This is a genomic window from Gluconobacter aidae (assembly GCF_009547075.1).
Lineage (GTDB): Bacteria > Pseudomonadota > Alphaproteobacteria > Acetobacterales > Acetobacteraceae > Gluconobacter > Gluconobacter aidae.
Genome location: NZ_WIPH01000013.1, coordinates 1 through 14,972, shown reverse-complemented (window position 1 = coordinate 14,972; position 14,972 = coordinate 1). Strand labels below are relative to the sequence as shown.

Below are 14,972 nucleotides of genomic sequence, written 5' to 3'. Positions count from 1 at the left end.
CTTCCGGCTCATGGTCGGGCGCTGCGTTCCCAAAGAGAGCAGGTGAGTGTCGCGACCATGATTTCGGGACCGGTGAGCAGGATCCATTCAATCATGTTCAGAATGACGGTCCCGTCGCTGGCAGTCTGAAGCGCGAGGCTGAGGAGCAGAACCGCGGCGGCCCATGATTTCAGGATGCGTTGCCGTGAGGCGGTCAGGCGGTCATGCCAGAAGACCCGGTTTCCGCGATGAGAGGCCGCGACGAATATCAGCATGGCGGACTGTCCGCACAGAACGGAAACCCAGGTCATATCAGGAGCCCGGCTTTTCGTATCCTGTGATACGTCGCAAAAGCGAAAGAGGCTGACAGGATAAGGGCTGTCAGCCCGACGCCCGTGATGGTGCTGCCGTGCCAGGGCAGGCTGAGCGCTGCGATCAGAAAGCATGCTGTGGCATTGCCGCCCAACAGTTCCGCCCATGTCCGCTCCGGGTTACGGAATAGTGTGTAGGCCAGTGTTATCCCCCAGACGATGAAGACGGTTGTCACTTCCCATCCGGCGCGGTGGGGCATCGTGACGGGGAGAAGGCGGTTGGCGATGAAGAAGGATGCGAAGGCGAGGGGCGTGCCCATCAGAACGCCCACATTCAGGCGGGCCACGATCCGGTGTCCCAGATGATGCGGGCGGCGCAGGCGCTTGAGCGTCCACAGATGCATGCCGCTGCCGATCAGCGCCGCGAGCGCCAGTCCGGACAGGAAATAGAGCCAGCGTGTGATCCAGGGTGCAAAACGCGCCACATGCAGTCCGTAGAGGAACGTATAGGCCCGGATGACGGGGCGTTTTTCGATATGTTCCCGGAGGATGTGACCTGATGGACCATCGAAGGTGATGATCTGCGAGGACGTGCTGACGGTACGGCTGTTGCCTGCGATTACCGTGACGAGGGACGCCTGATCGGACGGATTGAAGACGTAGATCTGTTCCAGACCCGTGCCGCCGAAACGCCTGTCAGCCTCCTGCAGCATGGGCAGGATCGGGGCGAGATGACCGGCATGGCCGCTTGCAGGGCGGGAATAGAGCGCGGGATTGAGTTCCATGTAGGAGGCGGTGACATTGTTCCGGTAGAGAGCCTGCGTACTCCATGGAAGGAGCAGTGTTCCAAGGGTGACGGCGCCCGTGAAGGAGATCATCAGATGGAAAGGCAGCGCCGCGACACCGAGGAGGTTGTGCATGTCCAGCCAGCTTCTCTGTCCGCGTGAGGAACGGAAGGTAAAGAAGTCCGCGAAAATGCGGCGATGGATGATGACGCCGGTGAGCAGTCCGACGACGAGAGCCAGCGCCGCGAGGGCTGCAATCAGCCGTCCCCAGGGATAGGGAAGCTGAAGTTCGAAATGGAAGCGGTAGAAGAACTCACCGCCCAGTGTGTCCCGGATGCCATCGGGGCTTCCCGTTGCGGGATCAAGAGCGCGCTGGATGTAAGTGCCTTTTGTGGCCGGCCACAGGGCCGTTGCAAAGGAGCATCGATCGGTTGCGCTGCCGACATACCAGGCGCCGGCGTTGGATGCGTTGCGGGTCAGCCAGTTCAGGGCATGGGCGTCTGTCAGGAGGGGATCGGAGAGCGAACCGGAAATTTCGGGTCTCGCCCAGAGGCTGATGTCCTGCCGAAAGACGCTCAGGGCGCCGGACAGGGCGATGGCGAACAACACCCAGCCCGTGACGAGGCCCAGTGTCGTGTGCACCACGGCCATGGAGGCGCGGAACGTGCCTTTCATGGGCGCCAGCCGCCGAGAAGGGCCAGCGCACTCAGGAGGCAGGCCGCGGGGATCAGAAGGGCCAGCAGCCGTCCGATACGGGCGACTGCGAAGGATGCCATGAAAATGACGGGCCAGAGGATCAGACCGAGAAGAATCCCGGACATGGCGTTGTCCGCTCTGGACAGGGGAAGCCAGACTGCAAGGCAGACGCCGCCCAGTGCGGAGAGGGCGTAACCAAGCGGTAACGCCACGACGAGCCGCAGGGCGATGTCGTGGCGTCGGGGTCTTCCAGGGTGTGGTTTACCAGCTGAAGCCAATATTGGCCTGCGCGTTGCGGCGCTCTCCGTAATAGCAGTATTCCTGACCGTAAGAGGCATAACTCAGGCAGTTGGCGATGAAGTTCTTGTCAAAGAGGTTGCGGATGCTCGCACCCACATTCCAGCCATGGAGAGTGCGGGAGAGGTTGGACAGGTCGTAGCGGACCGACGCATCGAACACGGCATATTGCGGCACCCAGACACTCCCATAAGATGCTTCACCACCATAGGATTTATTGGAATAGCGCATGCCGCCTCCGAAGCCGAGGCCCTTCGCGGGGCCGGACGGCATCGTATAGAAGGCGAACAGCGAGGCATTGCCTTTGCCGGACTGGATGAGCGGCTTGCCGGTTGAGTCGTCATGGACCTTCTGGATGCTGACGGCGGCTGTCAGGACGAGGTTGTGGAACGGTTCGGCATGGGCCTCGAATTCGAAGCCGTCCGAATGAACCAGCCCGCTTTCGGCGCTGTAACCCGTGTTGCCGACAGCAACGAGGACGTTGGTCTGCTCGATATGGAATCCCGCAGCCGTCAGGAGCAGTGAGGTGCCCGGAAGCTGGTATTTCAGGCCGCCTTCAAGCTGCTTGCCAAGGGACGGATTGGCCTGACGCACGGTCTTTCCGCCATCCATCGAGACGCTGCCGGACTGCGGCTGGAAGGAGGTCGAGTAGCTGATATACGGCGCAAGACCGAAATCGAAATGGTACAGGCCCGAGGCACGCCAGGTAATCTGGCTTGGGCTCTGGTTGGTTGTCGTGTTGTACATGTTGTCGGTCTGATGGGACCGGTACCAGTCGTTCCGGATGCTGCCTGTCAGGATTAGGTGACGCCAGTGGATTTCGTCCTGTCCGTAGATGCCGGCTTGATGGGAATCTGTGTTGTAGTTCACCCACGGCGAAGGAGTGGGAATGGCCATCTGGGAGTTCGGATGAAAGACGTTCAGGTCAGGCGCTGAACCGTAATAGCCCACTTCGGAAGCGCTCTGCTGCATGTAGTCGAAGCCGAACATCATGGTGTGACGCAGCGGTCCGGTCCGGACATGACCCTTGAACTGGCTGTCAAAGGCCAGGTTGTGTGTATGTTCGTTGGTGGCGATAGCCGAGCGGGCAAGCGTGTCATCCGAAACGTAATAGCCGCTGTCATAGACGCTGCGGTACTGCGTTTTGATGTCGTCGTAACGGCCGCGCGTGCTGAAGCTCCAGTCGCTGTTGAAGCGATGGTTTAGGATGTAGGTGACGGAGCAGTGGCGACGGTTATATTTTTCGAATGATGAGTCGCCGTCGTAGAAATTGCGCGGCAGATAGCCGAATGAGGCCGGTTTGAGCGATCCGACGAGCGGGACGCCACCATAAGTGCCGTTTTCCGGATCGTACTGGTAGTTGCCGAGGATCGTGAGCGTCGTGGGGCCATCGCCACCGAACGTGAAGGACGGGCTGATGGAAAAGCGGCGGCTTCCGGTGCGGGCGAGCTGGCTGTGCTGGCCGTTGATGGTGCCATTGACGCGGTAGCGGACGAAGCCGTTATCCGTCACATAGCCGCCGACATCGGCATCTACGCGGTACAGGTCAAACATGCCGCCGGTCGCGTTGACGCTCCCGTAGGAGCGCTGATCCGTGGCGAGTTTGCTGGATAGTGCGACGAGGCCGCCGGGGCTGGACTGGCCGTAAAGGGCCGAGGCCGGGCCCTTGAGAATTTCGATGCGATCCAGACGTGACGTGTCAGTCTGCGCCACAGCATAGCCGGTCGGGCTGTCCTGAAGCTTCAGACCATCGAGGAATGTGGGAACGGTAAATCCGCGCAGGGCGAACTGGTCATAACGTGTTCCCACACCGCCGCCACGGAGATCGGCAGTGATGCCCGCGGTATAGCGCACGGCCTGATTGAGGTTCAGGACGTTGCGGATGTCCATTTCGTTGCGCGTGATGACCGTGACCGACTGGGCGGTTTCGATCAGGGGCGTGTCGGACTTGGTTGCGGAAGAGGTGAGGGTCGAGGCCCTGCGTGCGTGGACTTCAAGTTTTTCGACCGTTTTGGCCTGTGTGACCGTCTTAGCGGTTTTTCGGCTGCTGGAGCGCTGTAACTGTTCCGGCGTGACGTCCTGGTCGGCTGCGAAAACCTCCCCACTCATGACGAGGGAGAGGGGGATCGCGTAAAGAATCTTGCTGCGGTGCATACCCGACCTCAATGACTGTTCGTGCTAGCGCATGGTCAGAAGCAGGTATCGCTATTGCGAGTCAGTTGCAAATAGATTGCGGCGAAAATGAGGCCCTGAAATATTTCGTCTAAGAAAACCGTTGTGACATTTATTCGCCGAACGTCTCCGGTCGTCCCGACGGGGCGCCCGGATCGTGTGGCTCACCAGACGGTAAAACCGGCATCCACGTTGACGATGGCGCCCGTCATGAGGCTGGCAGCATCGGAGGCGAGAAACTGCACGACGGAAGCAACTTCGTCGGGCTGGCCCACGCGGCCCATCGGGGTTCCGGCGATCCAGGCATCGTAGAGCTCCGGCTTTTCCATTCCGAAACGGGTCAGCGTCGTTTCGATATAGGTGGGGGCAACGGCGTTGGCGCGGATGCCATGGGGTGCCCATTCTGCGGCGAGCGAGCGGATATACTGGTGAACGCCGGCTTTGGACGCATTATAGGCTGCCTGCTGCTGCGGGCGGTTGACGATCAGGCCGGACATGGAGCCGATTGCGACAATGACGCCCTGTTTCTGTTCGAGCATGATGCGCCCGACGGCCTGACAGGAGCGGAACATGCCGTTCAGGTTGATATCGACCTGCTTGAGCCACTGGCCGTCGGTCATATCCTCGGCCTTGACCTCGGAAATGCAGATACCGGCGCAGGCGACCAGGATATCCACGCGACCTTCCTGCTCATGAACGCTGCGGACAGCGTTCTGCACGCTTTCGGTGTTCGTGACGTCCATGACGACACTGCTGACATCATGTCCTTCCATGCGCAGGTCTTCCACGGCTTTTGCGGCCATGGCTTCATCGAGATCGGCGATGATGACGCGGGCGCCAGCCTCGGCCAGTGCGGTGACGCAGGCCAGGCCGATGTTCTGTGCGCCGCCGGTGACGATGGCGACGCGGTTATCGAGGCGGAGTTTTTCCATGTACATGAGATGTGTTTCCTAAGATCAGGCAGCGAGCGGATGACGGTGGCAGGCTTCAAAGGCCAGGCCGTCAGGGGCAAAAAGGTGGCAGTTCTTTGGTGGAAGGGTCAGGCTGACGCGGGTTTCGACCTCCGTCAGGACTGCGCCATCCGTCTGGACGACGATGATTTCCCCTTCCGGCATGCGGACATGCACGAGTGTGATGGCACCGAGGCGTTCGATGACTTCCACGACGCCGCTGTTGGGGCCGGAAGATGTCAGTTCGACATGTTCGGGACGGATGCCGACCGTCACCTTTGTTCCGGGCAGAAGACCCGGAGAGGTGACGGGAACATAGAGGGTCGAGCCGTCCCGGAGCTGGACGCTGGAGCCTGCGGAGTCTCCGCCCTGGAAAATGGCCGGGAAGAAGTTCATCGGCGGAGAGCCGATGAAGCGGGCGACGAACAGGTTGCGGGGGTGGTGGTACAGTTCGAGCGGGGAGCCGATCTGTTCGACTACGCCTTTCTGCAGGACGACGATCTTGTCCGCCATGGTCATGGCCTCGACCTGATCATGCGTCACATAGATCGTGGTGGCGTCGAGCTTGCGGTGCAGGGCGGAGAGTTCCACCCGCATCTGGCCACGCAGGGCGGCGTCGAGGTTCGAGAGCGGTTCGTCGAACAGGAAGACCTTTGGACTGCGGACGATGGCGCGCCCTATGGCGACGCGCTGCCGCTGACCGCCGGAGAGCTGTCCGGGCTTGTGATGCAGGTAAGGTTCAAGCTGGAGTGTACGGGCGACATGTTCGATTTTTGCACGTCGTTCCGCTTCCGGCATACCGGCCAGTTTCAGGCCGAATTCCATGTTTCTGTATACGTTCATGTGCGGATAAAGCGCATAGGACTGGAAAACCATGGCCAGACCGCGCTTGCCGGGTTCCACGTCGTTGATGCGTTGCCCGTCGATCAGGAGATCGCCGGATGTGATGTCTTCAAGGCCCGCGATCATGCGCAGGAGCGTGGATTTTCCGCAGCCCGACGGGCCGACGAAAACCACGAATTCTCGCTCCTGGATCGAAAGGGAAATCCCCTTGATGATTTCTTCCGTAAGATACGTCTTACGGAGGTTCTTGAGTTCGACAGTCGCCATGGGTCAGGTCCCGTTTGTGCAGAAATGTGGAATGGAATGAGCCGGGATCTGCATCACTTGACGGCTCCGAAAGTCAGGCCGCGAACCAGTTGCTTCTGGCTGATCCAGCCAAAAACGAGGATCGGGGCGACGGCAAGGGTGGATGCCGCGGAGAGCTTGCCGAAAAACAGTCCTTCAGGGGATGAGAAGGAGGCTATGAAGGCTGTCAGAGGGGCTGCGTGCGAGGATGTCAGGTTGAGGGACCAGAACGCCTCGTTCCAGCACAGGATGAGCGACAGCAGGGCCGTGGACGCGATCCCGGGCAGGGCGAGCGGCAGCAGGACCATCGTCATTTCCTGCCAGCGTGTGGCGCCGTCCATCCGGCCGGCTTCCAGAATGGGAGCGGGGACCTCGCGGAAGAACGTGTAGAGCATCCAGACGATGATCGGCAGGTTCGTCAGCATGTCCACGACGGCCAGGCCGGTGCAGGTGTCGAGCAGGTGCGTATTGCGCGCCAGCAGATAGATCGGGACCAGCACGCCGACGGGAGGCAGCATCCGGGTGGAGAGCATCCAAAGCAGGATGCCTCGTGTCCGCTTCGAGGGCAGGAACGCCATCGAATAGGCCGCCGGGACGGCCAGGACGACGGCAATGGCCGTCGCGCCGACCGAGACGATCACCGTATTGAGCGCGAAATGCCAGTAACTGGCGCGCTCGAACACTTCGCCATAGCTGCTCAGGGTCGGCATGAAGAACAGTTTCGGCGGCGTGGAAATGGCCTGAACCTCGCTCTTGAAGCTCGTCAGGATCATCCAGAAGATCGGGAAGAACAGCCAGAGCGCGATGCTCCAGCCAAGGGCGGTGACGCCGATCCGGGTGCTGGTTTTGGTCTTGAGCGCCATGTCAGGCCTCCAGATTGCGGGCTACGGCGCGCACCAGAAAGATCGCGACGATATTGGCGAAGATGATTGCAATCACGCCGCCAGCCGAGGCGCCACCCACGTCGAACTGGAGCAGGGCGCGGGAATAGATCAGATAGGCCAGATTGGTGGAGGCCACGCCGGGGCCACCCGCCGTGGTGACGGAGATTTCGGCGAAGATCGTCAGCAGGTAGATCGTCTCGATCATGACGACGACACTGATGGCGCGACCCAGATGCGGCAGGATGATGTAGCGGAAACGGGCGATCGGGCCTGCGCCGTCCATGCGGGCCGCTTCGCGCTGTTCGCCGTCGAGCGACTGCACGGCCGTCAGCAGGATGAGGACCGCGAAAGGCAACCATTCCCAGGCGACGATCATCATGATGGTCAGGAGTGGAAAACGCGCCAGCCAGTCGATCGGTGTGAGGCCCACAGCCCGCATCATGGCGGAATAGACGCCATAGATCGGGTGCAGCATCAGGTTCTTCCACAGCAGCGCCGAGACCGTGGGCATGATGAAGAATGGCGAGATGACCAAGATGCGGGCAATGCCGCGGCCGAAGAACTCCTGATCGTACAGGACGGCCAGCAGCGTTCCGCCTCCGACGCTGATGAGCAGGACGCCTGCGACCAGTACGAACGTGTTCAGCAGCGAATGCAGGAAATCGGGGTCAGTCAGCAGGTATCGGTAATTGTCGATTCCCGCGAAGCCATGCAGCGTGGGGTCGACGAGGTTGTAGTTCTGCGTCGAGTACCACAGCGTCATGACGAATGGGACGAGCGACCATGCCAGAAGAAGCAGGACGGACGGGGAAAGGAGCAGGAGACCTGTCCTTTTTCCGCCTGTCTTCGTCTGGTTAGGGGCGGTCGCTCCGGCGGACGGGCTGTGTTCGAGTACGGCCTGCATGGTATTCTTAACCTTGATCGGGCGGCGTTATCGCGCGCGGCCGGACTGGCGGAGCGCGCGGGTGATCGAAGCCTGTGCGGAGGTCAGTGCCTGATCGACCGTCATCTGGTCGGACAGGGTCGCAGCGACGGTCTGGCCAACCTGTGTGCCGATGGCCTGGAATTCCGGGATGCCGACGAACTGCGCACCGGTATAGGGACGTGGCTGGGCGGTCTGGCCATTCGGATCAGCCGTTTTGATGGCGTTCAGCACGAAGGAGGCGAAGGGGGCCGCCTTGACGTATTCCGGCGCGGCATAGGTGGAAGCGCGGGTTCCAGCAGGAACGGCGACCCAGCCTTTCTGTGCGGCGACCAGTTTGACGTAATCCTTTGACGTGGCCCAGGTGATGAAGGTCTGGGCATCCGCGCTCTGATGGGAACTGACGGGAATGGCGAGGCTCCAGCTCCACAGCCAGGTCGGGCCTTTGCCATAAGGACCTTTGGGAGAAGGTGCGAAACCGACCTTGTCGGCGACCTGGGACTGTTTGGGATCGAACAGCAGTCCCCCAGCCACGGTGGAATCAATCCAGATCCCGCAATGACCGCTGGCGAACAGGGCCAGGTTCTCGTTGAATCCATTGGAGGTCGCGCCCGGAGGACCGTCAGCTTTCATGGCCGAGACGTACCAGTTCAGGGCCGCTTTCCACGCATCGGACGTCATGGTCGGCTTCCAGGACATGTCGAACCACTGAGCGCCGAACGTGTTGGCGAGCGAAGAGATATACGCCATGTTCTCGCCCCAGCCCGGCTTGCCACGCAGGCAGATGCCGTAGACCTGATTGCCCTTGTCCGTGATCTTGTCGGCGAACTGGCGGATCTGGTCGTAGGTGGGCGCGTCCGGCATCGTCAGCCCGGCCTTTTGGAACAGGTCTTTGCGATAGTAGGTCATGACGCTTTCGGCATAGAACGGCAGGGCATAGAGCTTGCCATCCGCAGTCAGGCTGTCACGAACGGGCGGAAGAATATCGTTCACGTCATAGGCGGCATCCGGCTTGATCTCGGTGAGCCAGCCCCGCCTGGCCCAGATCGGTACTTCGTAATTGCCGATGGTCACGATATCGAACTGCCCGGTTTTCATGGCGATATCGGTCGTGACGCGCTGACGCAGGACGTTTTCTTCCAGCGTGACCCAGTTCAGGTGAATGTCCGGATGGGCTTTCTCGAATTCCTGGGAAAGCTGCCGCATGACGATCATGTCACCATTGTTGACGGTCGCGATCGTCAGCGTTCCGGCGGCTTCGGCGCTGGACAGGGTGGAGCCCGCGAGCAGAAGAGCGAGAGTGCAGATGGCTGTGCGTGTGGCTTTGAGACGGGACATGGAAATCGGCCTCTGGAAAAGGATGATGATGCGTTTCGGTAGGGCGGGAATGGCAGAACAGGTCGGACGGTTGTGCCGTCAGGCGGTGTTCTCCTTTTTCAGCATCTCATGCATCTGCTGACGCCAGGTGAGCTGCCGCGAGAGCATGTCATGCGTGATGCTGCACTTGGCGGCGTGATACGCAGCGAGGCGCGGGTCGGGGACGATCTCTTCTCCCGCGTGGCTCATCTGTGCCATGGCCTGTCGCAGGTCAGTGTATGCTCCGCTCGCGACCGCGCCCAAGATGGCGGCGCCCAGAAGGACGGAATCCGGCTCCGCGGGGAGCAGGATGCGGCATCCGGTAGCGTTTGCATGTTCGCGCAGGAAGACCGGGTTTTTGGTGCTGCCACCGGTCGCGAGGATCGTGTCGATCCGGTAGCCCTGCGCGTTGAGAGCCTCGATGATGTCCTTCGTGCCGTAGGCGAGGCCCTGCAAGGTGGCGAGGTACAGCCGTGCCAGATCATCGACCGTGTCGGACAATCGGAGGCCGCTGATCATGCCGGTCAGGTCAGGATCGGCATGGGGGGAGCGGTTGCCGTGGAAGTCCGGCAGCACGTGCAGGTCGGCTGTGATCGTCCCCGGCAGGTGGTGGCGTTCCAGGGCCTCGATCCGTGCGTTCAGCAGGGCGTAGACGCTGGTTCCTCCGTCTTTGGCTTCCTGCCTGAGGGGGGAGCCAAAGGTATGGCTGGAAATGACGAAGTCGATCAGCGCGCCCGTAGCGGACTGGCCTGCTTCGTTCAGCCACATCTCAGGGACCATGGCGTTCCAGTAGGGCCCCCAGACACCGGGCACGAAACGCGCGTCTTTCGACACGGCCATATGACAGCTCGACGTCCCGCAGATCAGCGATATTGAGCGCTCAAGCTGATCGTCCGAGAGGGAGCCTTCAGTGTTCAATCCAAACAGACCGATACCGCCGGCATGGGCATCAATGGCGGAAACGCCAACGGGGATACCGGCTTGCAGTCCCATTTCCGCAGCGGCTTTAGCGCTCAAGCCACCATCGACAAGCCCACCAAGGGGGCGAATATCGTTCCCGATGCGGCTAAAGCCGTCGCGTGCGAGGTCTTCAAGTCCAATGGACTGGAAATACCCTTCGTCCCAGCGGTTTTCATGGGCGAGATAGGTCCATTTGCAGGCTGTCGAACAGGCCGACCGTGACAGCGAACCCGTAGCGCGCCATGTCAGGAAATCGGGAAGATCGAAAAAATGAGCCGCCTGTTCATAGACCTGCGGAAGATGTCGCTTCAGCCAGAGCAGTTTGGGCGTTTCCATTTCGGGGGAAATCGTACCACCCACATAGCGTAGTACGTCATGCCCGGCGTGGTTGATCTCTCGCGTCTCCTCAAGGGCGCGATGGTCCGCCCAGAGAATGATATCCTGTCCCGATGCGCCGTCCGGATCTATCGAGAGACCCTGAGCATTGCCGCCAAGGACAACGAGGGAGCAGGTCGCGTCGAAACCGATGCCAATGACCTGTCCGGGTTCGTCAAGCATTTCCAGTGCGCTGCGGGTCGCCTCGCAGACGGCGGTCCAGATATCCTGTGAGGATTGCTGCGCATAACCGGGACGGGGTGTCCATGTCTGGATTGGCCGGACGGATGAGGCTTTCTTAAGTCCTTTAAGCGTGAAGAGACCCGCCCGGGCACTCCCTGTTCCAACATCAATTCCCAGAACCAGATCCATAGAATCACACCCAGATCTCAAAAAATACAGACAGGACACAAGAGAAGAGACACGCCCGGAGTCTGTCTAACGTTTGTTTGTGACAGAATATCACATCACAACAAAGCAAACTATCGTTATATATGTTACATATAACCTTTATGCTGTCCAGAAGAGGGGGAAGTTTTTCTGGCAAAAGTTGATTGCCCGTCTGAGAGCACGCGCTGCGCACGCGGACTTGTGGATCCATGGCGGGTTCAGGCTGCTAGGAAGAACAGAACCGTGATTTTGAAGGCTGACAGATATGTCTCATTCCGATCTTTTTTCTCTCTCCGGTGCGCGCGCCCTTGTGACTGGGGCGTCGCGGGGGATTGGTCTGACGCTGGCAAAGGGGCTTGCGCGCTACGGGGCGGAGATTGTGCTGAATGGCCGGAATACTGAAAGTCTGGCCTCTGCGCAGTCCGTGTTCGAGGCGGAAGGATTGAGAGCCAGTACGGCGGTTTTTGATGTGACGGATCAGGATGCGGTGATTGATGGCGTCGCGGCGATCGAACGCGACATGGGACCGATCGACATCCTGATCAATAATGCCGGGATACAGCGTCGTGCGCCTCTGGAGGAATTTTCGCGCAAGGACTGGGATGATCTGATGTCAACCAATGTCAGCGCGGTTTTCTTCGTCGGGCAGGCGGTGGCGCGGCACATGATTCCGCGCGGACGGGGCAAGATCGTCAATATCTGTTCCGTCCAGAGTGAGCTCGCCCGTCCGGGAATTGCGCCGTACACGGCGACCAAGGGAGCGGTCAAAAACCTGACAAAAGGCATGGCGACGGACTGGGGCAGGCATGGACTTCAGATCAACGGGCTGGCACCGGGGTATTTTGCCACGGAAATGACCGAAAGGCTCGTGGCGGACGAAGAGTTCACGGACTGGCTATGCAAACGGACACCGTCAGGGCGATGGGGACAGGTTGAGGAACTGGTTGGAGCAGCAGTATTTCTGTCTTCCCGGGCGTCAAGTTTCGTCAACGGGCAGGTGCTGATGGTTGACGGGGGGATTACCGTATCGCTGTAGCCTTTCGGCGGCGGACTCTGTTTCAATTTATCAGAACTGTGTTAGGGGGCATTGTCTGTCGGGTTTGTGATGGAATGGTTTTCGATAAGATGGCTTCTTATGTCGGGACGCCACAGGAAAGTTGACACTTGATGAGCTCCATTTTTGCCATCTCGCTTGCGACCGCAGCAATTACAGCGGTTGTCATTCTTATCGCCCGGTTCCGGATCAACCCGTTCATCGTCCTTTTTTCGGTCTCGGTCCTGCTCGCTCTTGTTGCGGGTATGCCTGCTGACAAGGTCGTGGGTTCGTTCGAGGCGGGGGCAGGGCATGTGCTGGGGCATGTCGGAACCGTCATCGCGCTTGGCACCATGCTTGGGAAAATGCTGGCGGAGTCCGGAGGCGCCGATCGAATTGTCCTGACGATTGCGACGCTTTCGGGGCGTCGTCACGTCGACTGGGCCATGATGCTGATCGGCCTGCTGGTCGGTCTTCCCGTATTTTTCGAGGTCGGGTTCGTGCTTCTGATCCCGCTGGTATTTGTTCTGGCGGATCGCACGCAGACGCCCCTGCTGCGTGTCGCTCTCCCTATGGGAGCCGCGTTGTCCATCACACATGCTCTCATTCCACCGCATCCGGCAGCGCTTCTCGCGCTGAGCGCCTATCATGCGGATATTGGGAAGACGATCCTGCTGGGTATTGTGATCGGAACGCCGATTGCCGTGATTGCCGGGCCAGTCTTCGGGCGGTTCGCTTCAGCAAGAGTGATCCCCGAAGGGGTCAATCCGCTGGCAAAGCAGTTCGTGAACAGTAAGCCGTCAGAAAATCTTCCGAGATTTGGCATTACGGTCTTCACAGTGCTGTCTCCCGTGATCCTGATGTTGGTCGGTTCGATGGCAGACCGTGTTGCCGCGCCTCATACGATCCCCAATAATATTCTGCATTTTGTTGGTAATACGGATATCGCTCTTCTTCTGGCGACGGTCCTGTCATTTTATGTCCTGGGTCACGCACGAGGTTTTTCGCGAGAGACCATTCTGCGATTTACGAATGAATGCCTGGGACCAACCGCCCTGATCATGCTTCTCGTCGGGGCGGGAGGCGGTTTCGGGCGTGTTCTTGTTGATAGTGGAGTTTCGCGATCCATCACGGATACGGCACTTGGTGCTCACGTGCCCTTGTTGGTTCTTGCCTGGATGCTTGCTGCGATTGTGCGTGTGGCCTGTGGCTCTTCAACCGTTGCGATGGCAACGGCCTCAGGAATCGTGGCGCCCATTCTCGCACATTCAACTGGTGTTTCGGCCGAGTTGATGGTGCTTGTGACGGGAGCAGGTTCGGTTGCTTTCGGCCCGATGAATGACGCGGGCTTCTGGCAGTTGAAGGAATACCTGGGCCTGACGGTTCCCCAGACCCTCAAGACATGGTCGGTTCTCGAAACACTGATCGCGGTCTGCGGCCTGGTGTTCTGTATGATCGCTTCAATATTCGTTCATTAAGCCCTTCGAGTCTGCCCTGGTGGCAGGCAATACCCCTGCGCATTTGACCCTCGTTCGGGCGGCGGTAGAGAAGCCGCTCAGGCGCCGAAATATAACGCTATTCGCAGAGTTCGGGGGGAATCTTAATTTTCAAGGATTTCTTACCGGACCGAGTGGTGGGCGCAACAGGGATTGAACCTGTGACCCCTACCATGTCAAGGTAGTGCTCTACCGCTGAGCTATGCGCCCCCGGTCCGGTGAGGCGGTTTCTAGCTGTGTCCGGAAAACCTTGCAACCCCCTGTGGGACGAAATATGAAAAAAATATGCAACCTCCTGTGTCACTGACACCCTTCAGGGTCAATCGACCGCGAAATACTGCGATTCCTCTGCTTGTTTCGTCTCCACATTCCGGACGGAATTATCCGCCGGATTTTCTCGATAGTACCTCGCTTTCCTTTCATGACCTTCAGCAGAGCGAAGACCGGTTCGTGGACCGGTTGTTTGAAAACGCACCGGATTTTGGCGCAACGCTGATCTGTGCTGAGTTTCCCCGTGTGTGGTGCGATGTGAATCGCGACTGGCGCGAAGTGGATGTGGAAATGTTTGATCCACCACCGCCTGATGACGAGGTCCTGCTTACCGCGAAGGTGAAGGCGGGTTTCGGGGTCATTCCGCGCTATGTGTCACAGGGACGGCAGATCTACGGACAACCTCTCCACCTTTCTGAAATAAAAAACAGGATTGCCGCGGCCTGGCTTCCCTATCACGAAGCTCTTGCGGCGCTCCTGAGCGAAATGAAGGCGCGGTTTGGCTATGCCGTTCTTCTGGAAGCCCATTCCATGCCCAGGCTGACTTATGCGCGATCGTGCGATATCGTTCTGGGGGACGTTCATGGCCGAAGCTGCATCCCCGGCTTGTCGGACATGATTGACAACATGCTTGGAAGTCTGGGGTATTCCGTTCGTCGGAATATTCCTTATGCCGGCGGGTATATTACCCAGTATTACGGCCGTCCCGGGCAGAATATCCATGCTGTCCAGTTGGAGATCTGCCGTTCCCTTTACCTGAATGCCGCGACGTTCAAACCCGGCCCCGGGTTTGAACAAACACAGCGGAACATGCAGTCTCTCATGGCTGGGTTAGCGGCGTGGATTGGGAGCGGAGCCCTATCGCGGTCATCGGTACCGGAAGCAGCGCTTGCGGCATCGTCTTCTTAGCGCGATATGCGCTCCTGTGAGTTACAGAAGACGAGCCTGCCTTTGATCTATAATTCTGA

The 14,972-nt window shown here is 59.5% G+C and carries 13 protein-coding genes and 1 tRNA gene; 3 read left to right on the top strand and 11 right to left on the bottom strand.

From position 1 onward, the window contains the following. Positions 1 to 8 precede the first annotated feature (8 nt). The 10 genes from GFJ39_RS07485 to GFJ39_RS07440 form a co-directional block, all read right to left on the bottom strand. Entirely contained in the window at positions 9 to 290 is a 282-nt protein-coding gene (locus GFJ39_RS07485; protein ID WP_153430751.1) for a hypothetical protein, read from the bottom strand. Beyond that, on the bottom strand, positions 287 to 1,750 hold the full coding sequence (locus tag GFJ39_RS07480; protein WP_153430750.1) for a PepSY-associated TM helix domain-containing protein: 1,464 nt from the start codon (positions 1,748 to 1,750) through the stop codon (positions 287 to 289). The genes GFJ39_RS07485 and GFJ39_RS07480 overlap by 4 nt, the downstream gene beginning before the upstream one ends. Next, on the bottom strand, positions 1,747 to 1,983 hold the full coding sequence (locus GFJ39_RS07475; protein ID WP_228391839.1) for a hypothetical protein: 237 nt from the start codon (positions 1,981 to 1,983) through the stop codon (positions 1,747 to 1,749). The genes GFJ39_RS07480 and GFJ39_RS07475 overlap by 4 nt, the downstream gene beginning before the upstream one ends. A gap of 49 nt (positions 1,984 to 2,032) precedes the next feature. Then, positions 2,033 to 4,222, bottom strand: a complete 2,190-nt coding sequence (locus GFJ39_RS07470) for a TonB-dependent siderophore receptor (RefSeq protein ID WP_153430748.1) — start codon at positions 4,220 to 4,222, stop codon at positions 2,033 to 2,035. Positions 4,223 to 4,404: 182 nt separating this feature from the next. Next, positions 4,405 to 5,178, bottom strand: a complete 774-nt coding sequence (locus tag GFJ39_RS07465; protein WP_041112345.1) for an SDR family NAD(P)-dependent oxidoreductase — start codon at positions 5,176 to 5,178, stop codon at positions 4,405 to 4,407. An 18-nt stretch (positions 5,179 to 5,196) separates the two neighbouring features. Then, the gene (locus tag GFJ39_RS07460) at positions 5,197 to 6,300 is read right to left on the bottom strand and encodes an ABC transporter ATP-binding protein (RefSeq protein WP_153430747.1); all 1,104 of its coding nucleotides are present in this window, start codon (positions 6,298 to 6,300) and stop codon (positions 5,197 to 5,199) included. 53 nt (positions 6,301 to 6,353) lie between these two features. Beyond that, the gene (locus GFJ39_RS07455; RefSeq protein ID WP_153430746.1) at positions 6,354 to 7,181 is read right to left on the bottom strand and encodes a carbohydrate ABC transporter permease; all 828 of its coding nucleotides are present in this window, start codon (positions 7,179 to 7,181) and stop codon (positions 6,354 to 6,356) included. Between the two features lies 1 nt (position 7,182). Next, entirely contained in the window at positions 7,183 to 8,106 is a 924-nt protein-coding gene (locus tag GFJ39_RS07450) for a carbohydrate ABC transporter permease (protein ID WP_153430745.1), read from the bottom strand. A 27-nt stretch (positions 8,107 to 8,133) separates the two neighbouring features. After that, positions 8,134 to 9,462, bottom strand: coding sequence for an ABC transporter substrate-binding protein (locus GFJ39_RS07445; protein WP_153430744.1), 1,329 nt, complete (start codon positions 9,460 to 9,462; stop codon positions 8,134 to 8,136). Between the two features lie 78 nt (positions 9,463 to 9,540). Further along, positions 9,541 to 11,187: an FGGY-family carbohydrate kinase gene (locus tag GFJ39_RS07440; RefSeq protein ID WP_153430743.1), complete on the bottom strand. Its 1,647-nt coding sequence runs from the start codon at positions 11,185 to 11,187 to the stop codon at positions 9,541 to 9,543. Positions 11,188 to 11,470: 283 nt separating this feature from the next. Between GFJ39_RS07440 and GFJ39_RS07435 the strand changes: the two genes are divergently transcribed. Together GFJ39_RS07435 and GFJ39_RS07430 are read left to right on the top strand one after the other, a co-directional pair. After that, positions 11,471 to 12,241 carry an SDR family oxidoreductase gene (locus GFJ39_RS07435; protein WP_153430742.1) on the top strand — a complete coding sequence of 257 codons (771 nt, stop codon included), beginning with the start codon at positions 11,471 to 11,473 and terminating at the stop codon, positions 12,239 to 12,241. 131 nt (positions 12,242 to 12,372) lie between these two features. Next, on the top strand, positions 12,373 to 13,716 hold the full coding sequence (locus tag GFJ39_RS07430; protein ID WP_153430741.1) for a GntT/GntP/DsdX family permease: 1,344 nt from the start codon (positions 12,373 to 12,375) through the stop codon (positions 13,714 to 13,716). 153 nt (positions 13,717 to 13,869) lie between these two features. Here GFJ39_RS07430 and GFJ39_RS07425 read toward each other — a convergent pair. Continuing rightward, a tRNA-Val gene (locus tag GFJ39_RS07425) sits at positions 13,870 to 13,944 on the bottom strand. A gap of 75 nt (positions 13,945 to 14,019) precedes the next feature. Between GFJ39_RS07425 and GFJ39_RS07420 the strand changes: the two genes are divergently transcribed. Beyond that, the gene (locus GFJ39_RS07420; protein WP_153430740.1) at positions 14,020 to 14,913 is read left to right on the top strand and encodes an N-formylglutamate amidohydrolase; all 894 of its coding nucleotides are present in this window, start codon (positions 14,020 to 14,022) and stop codon (positions 14,911 to 14,913) included. Positions 14,914 to 14,972 lie beyond the last annotated feature (59 nt).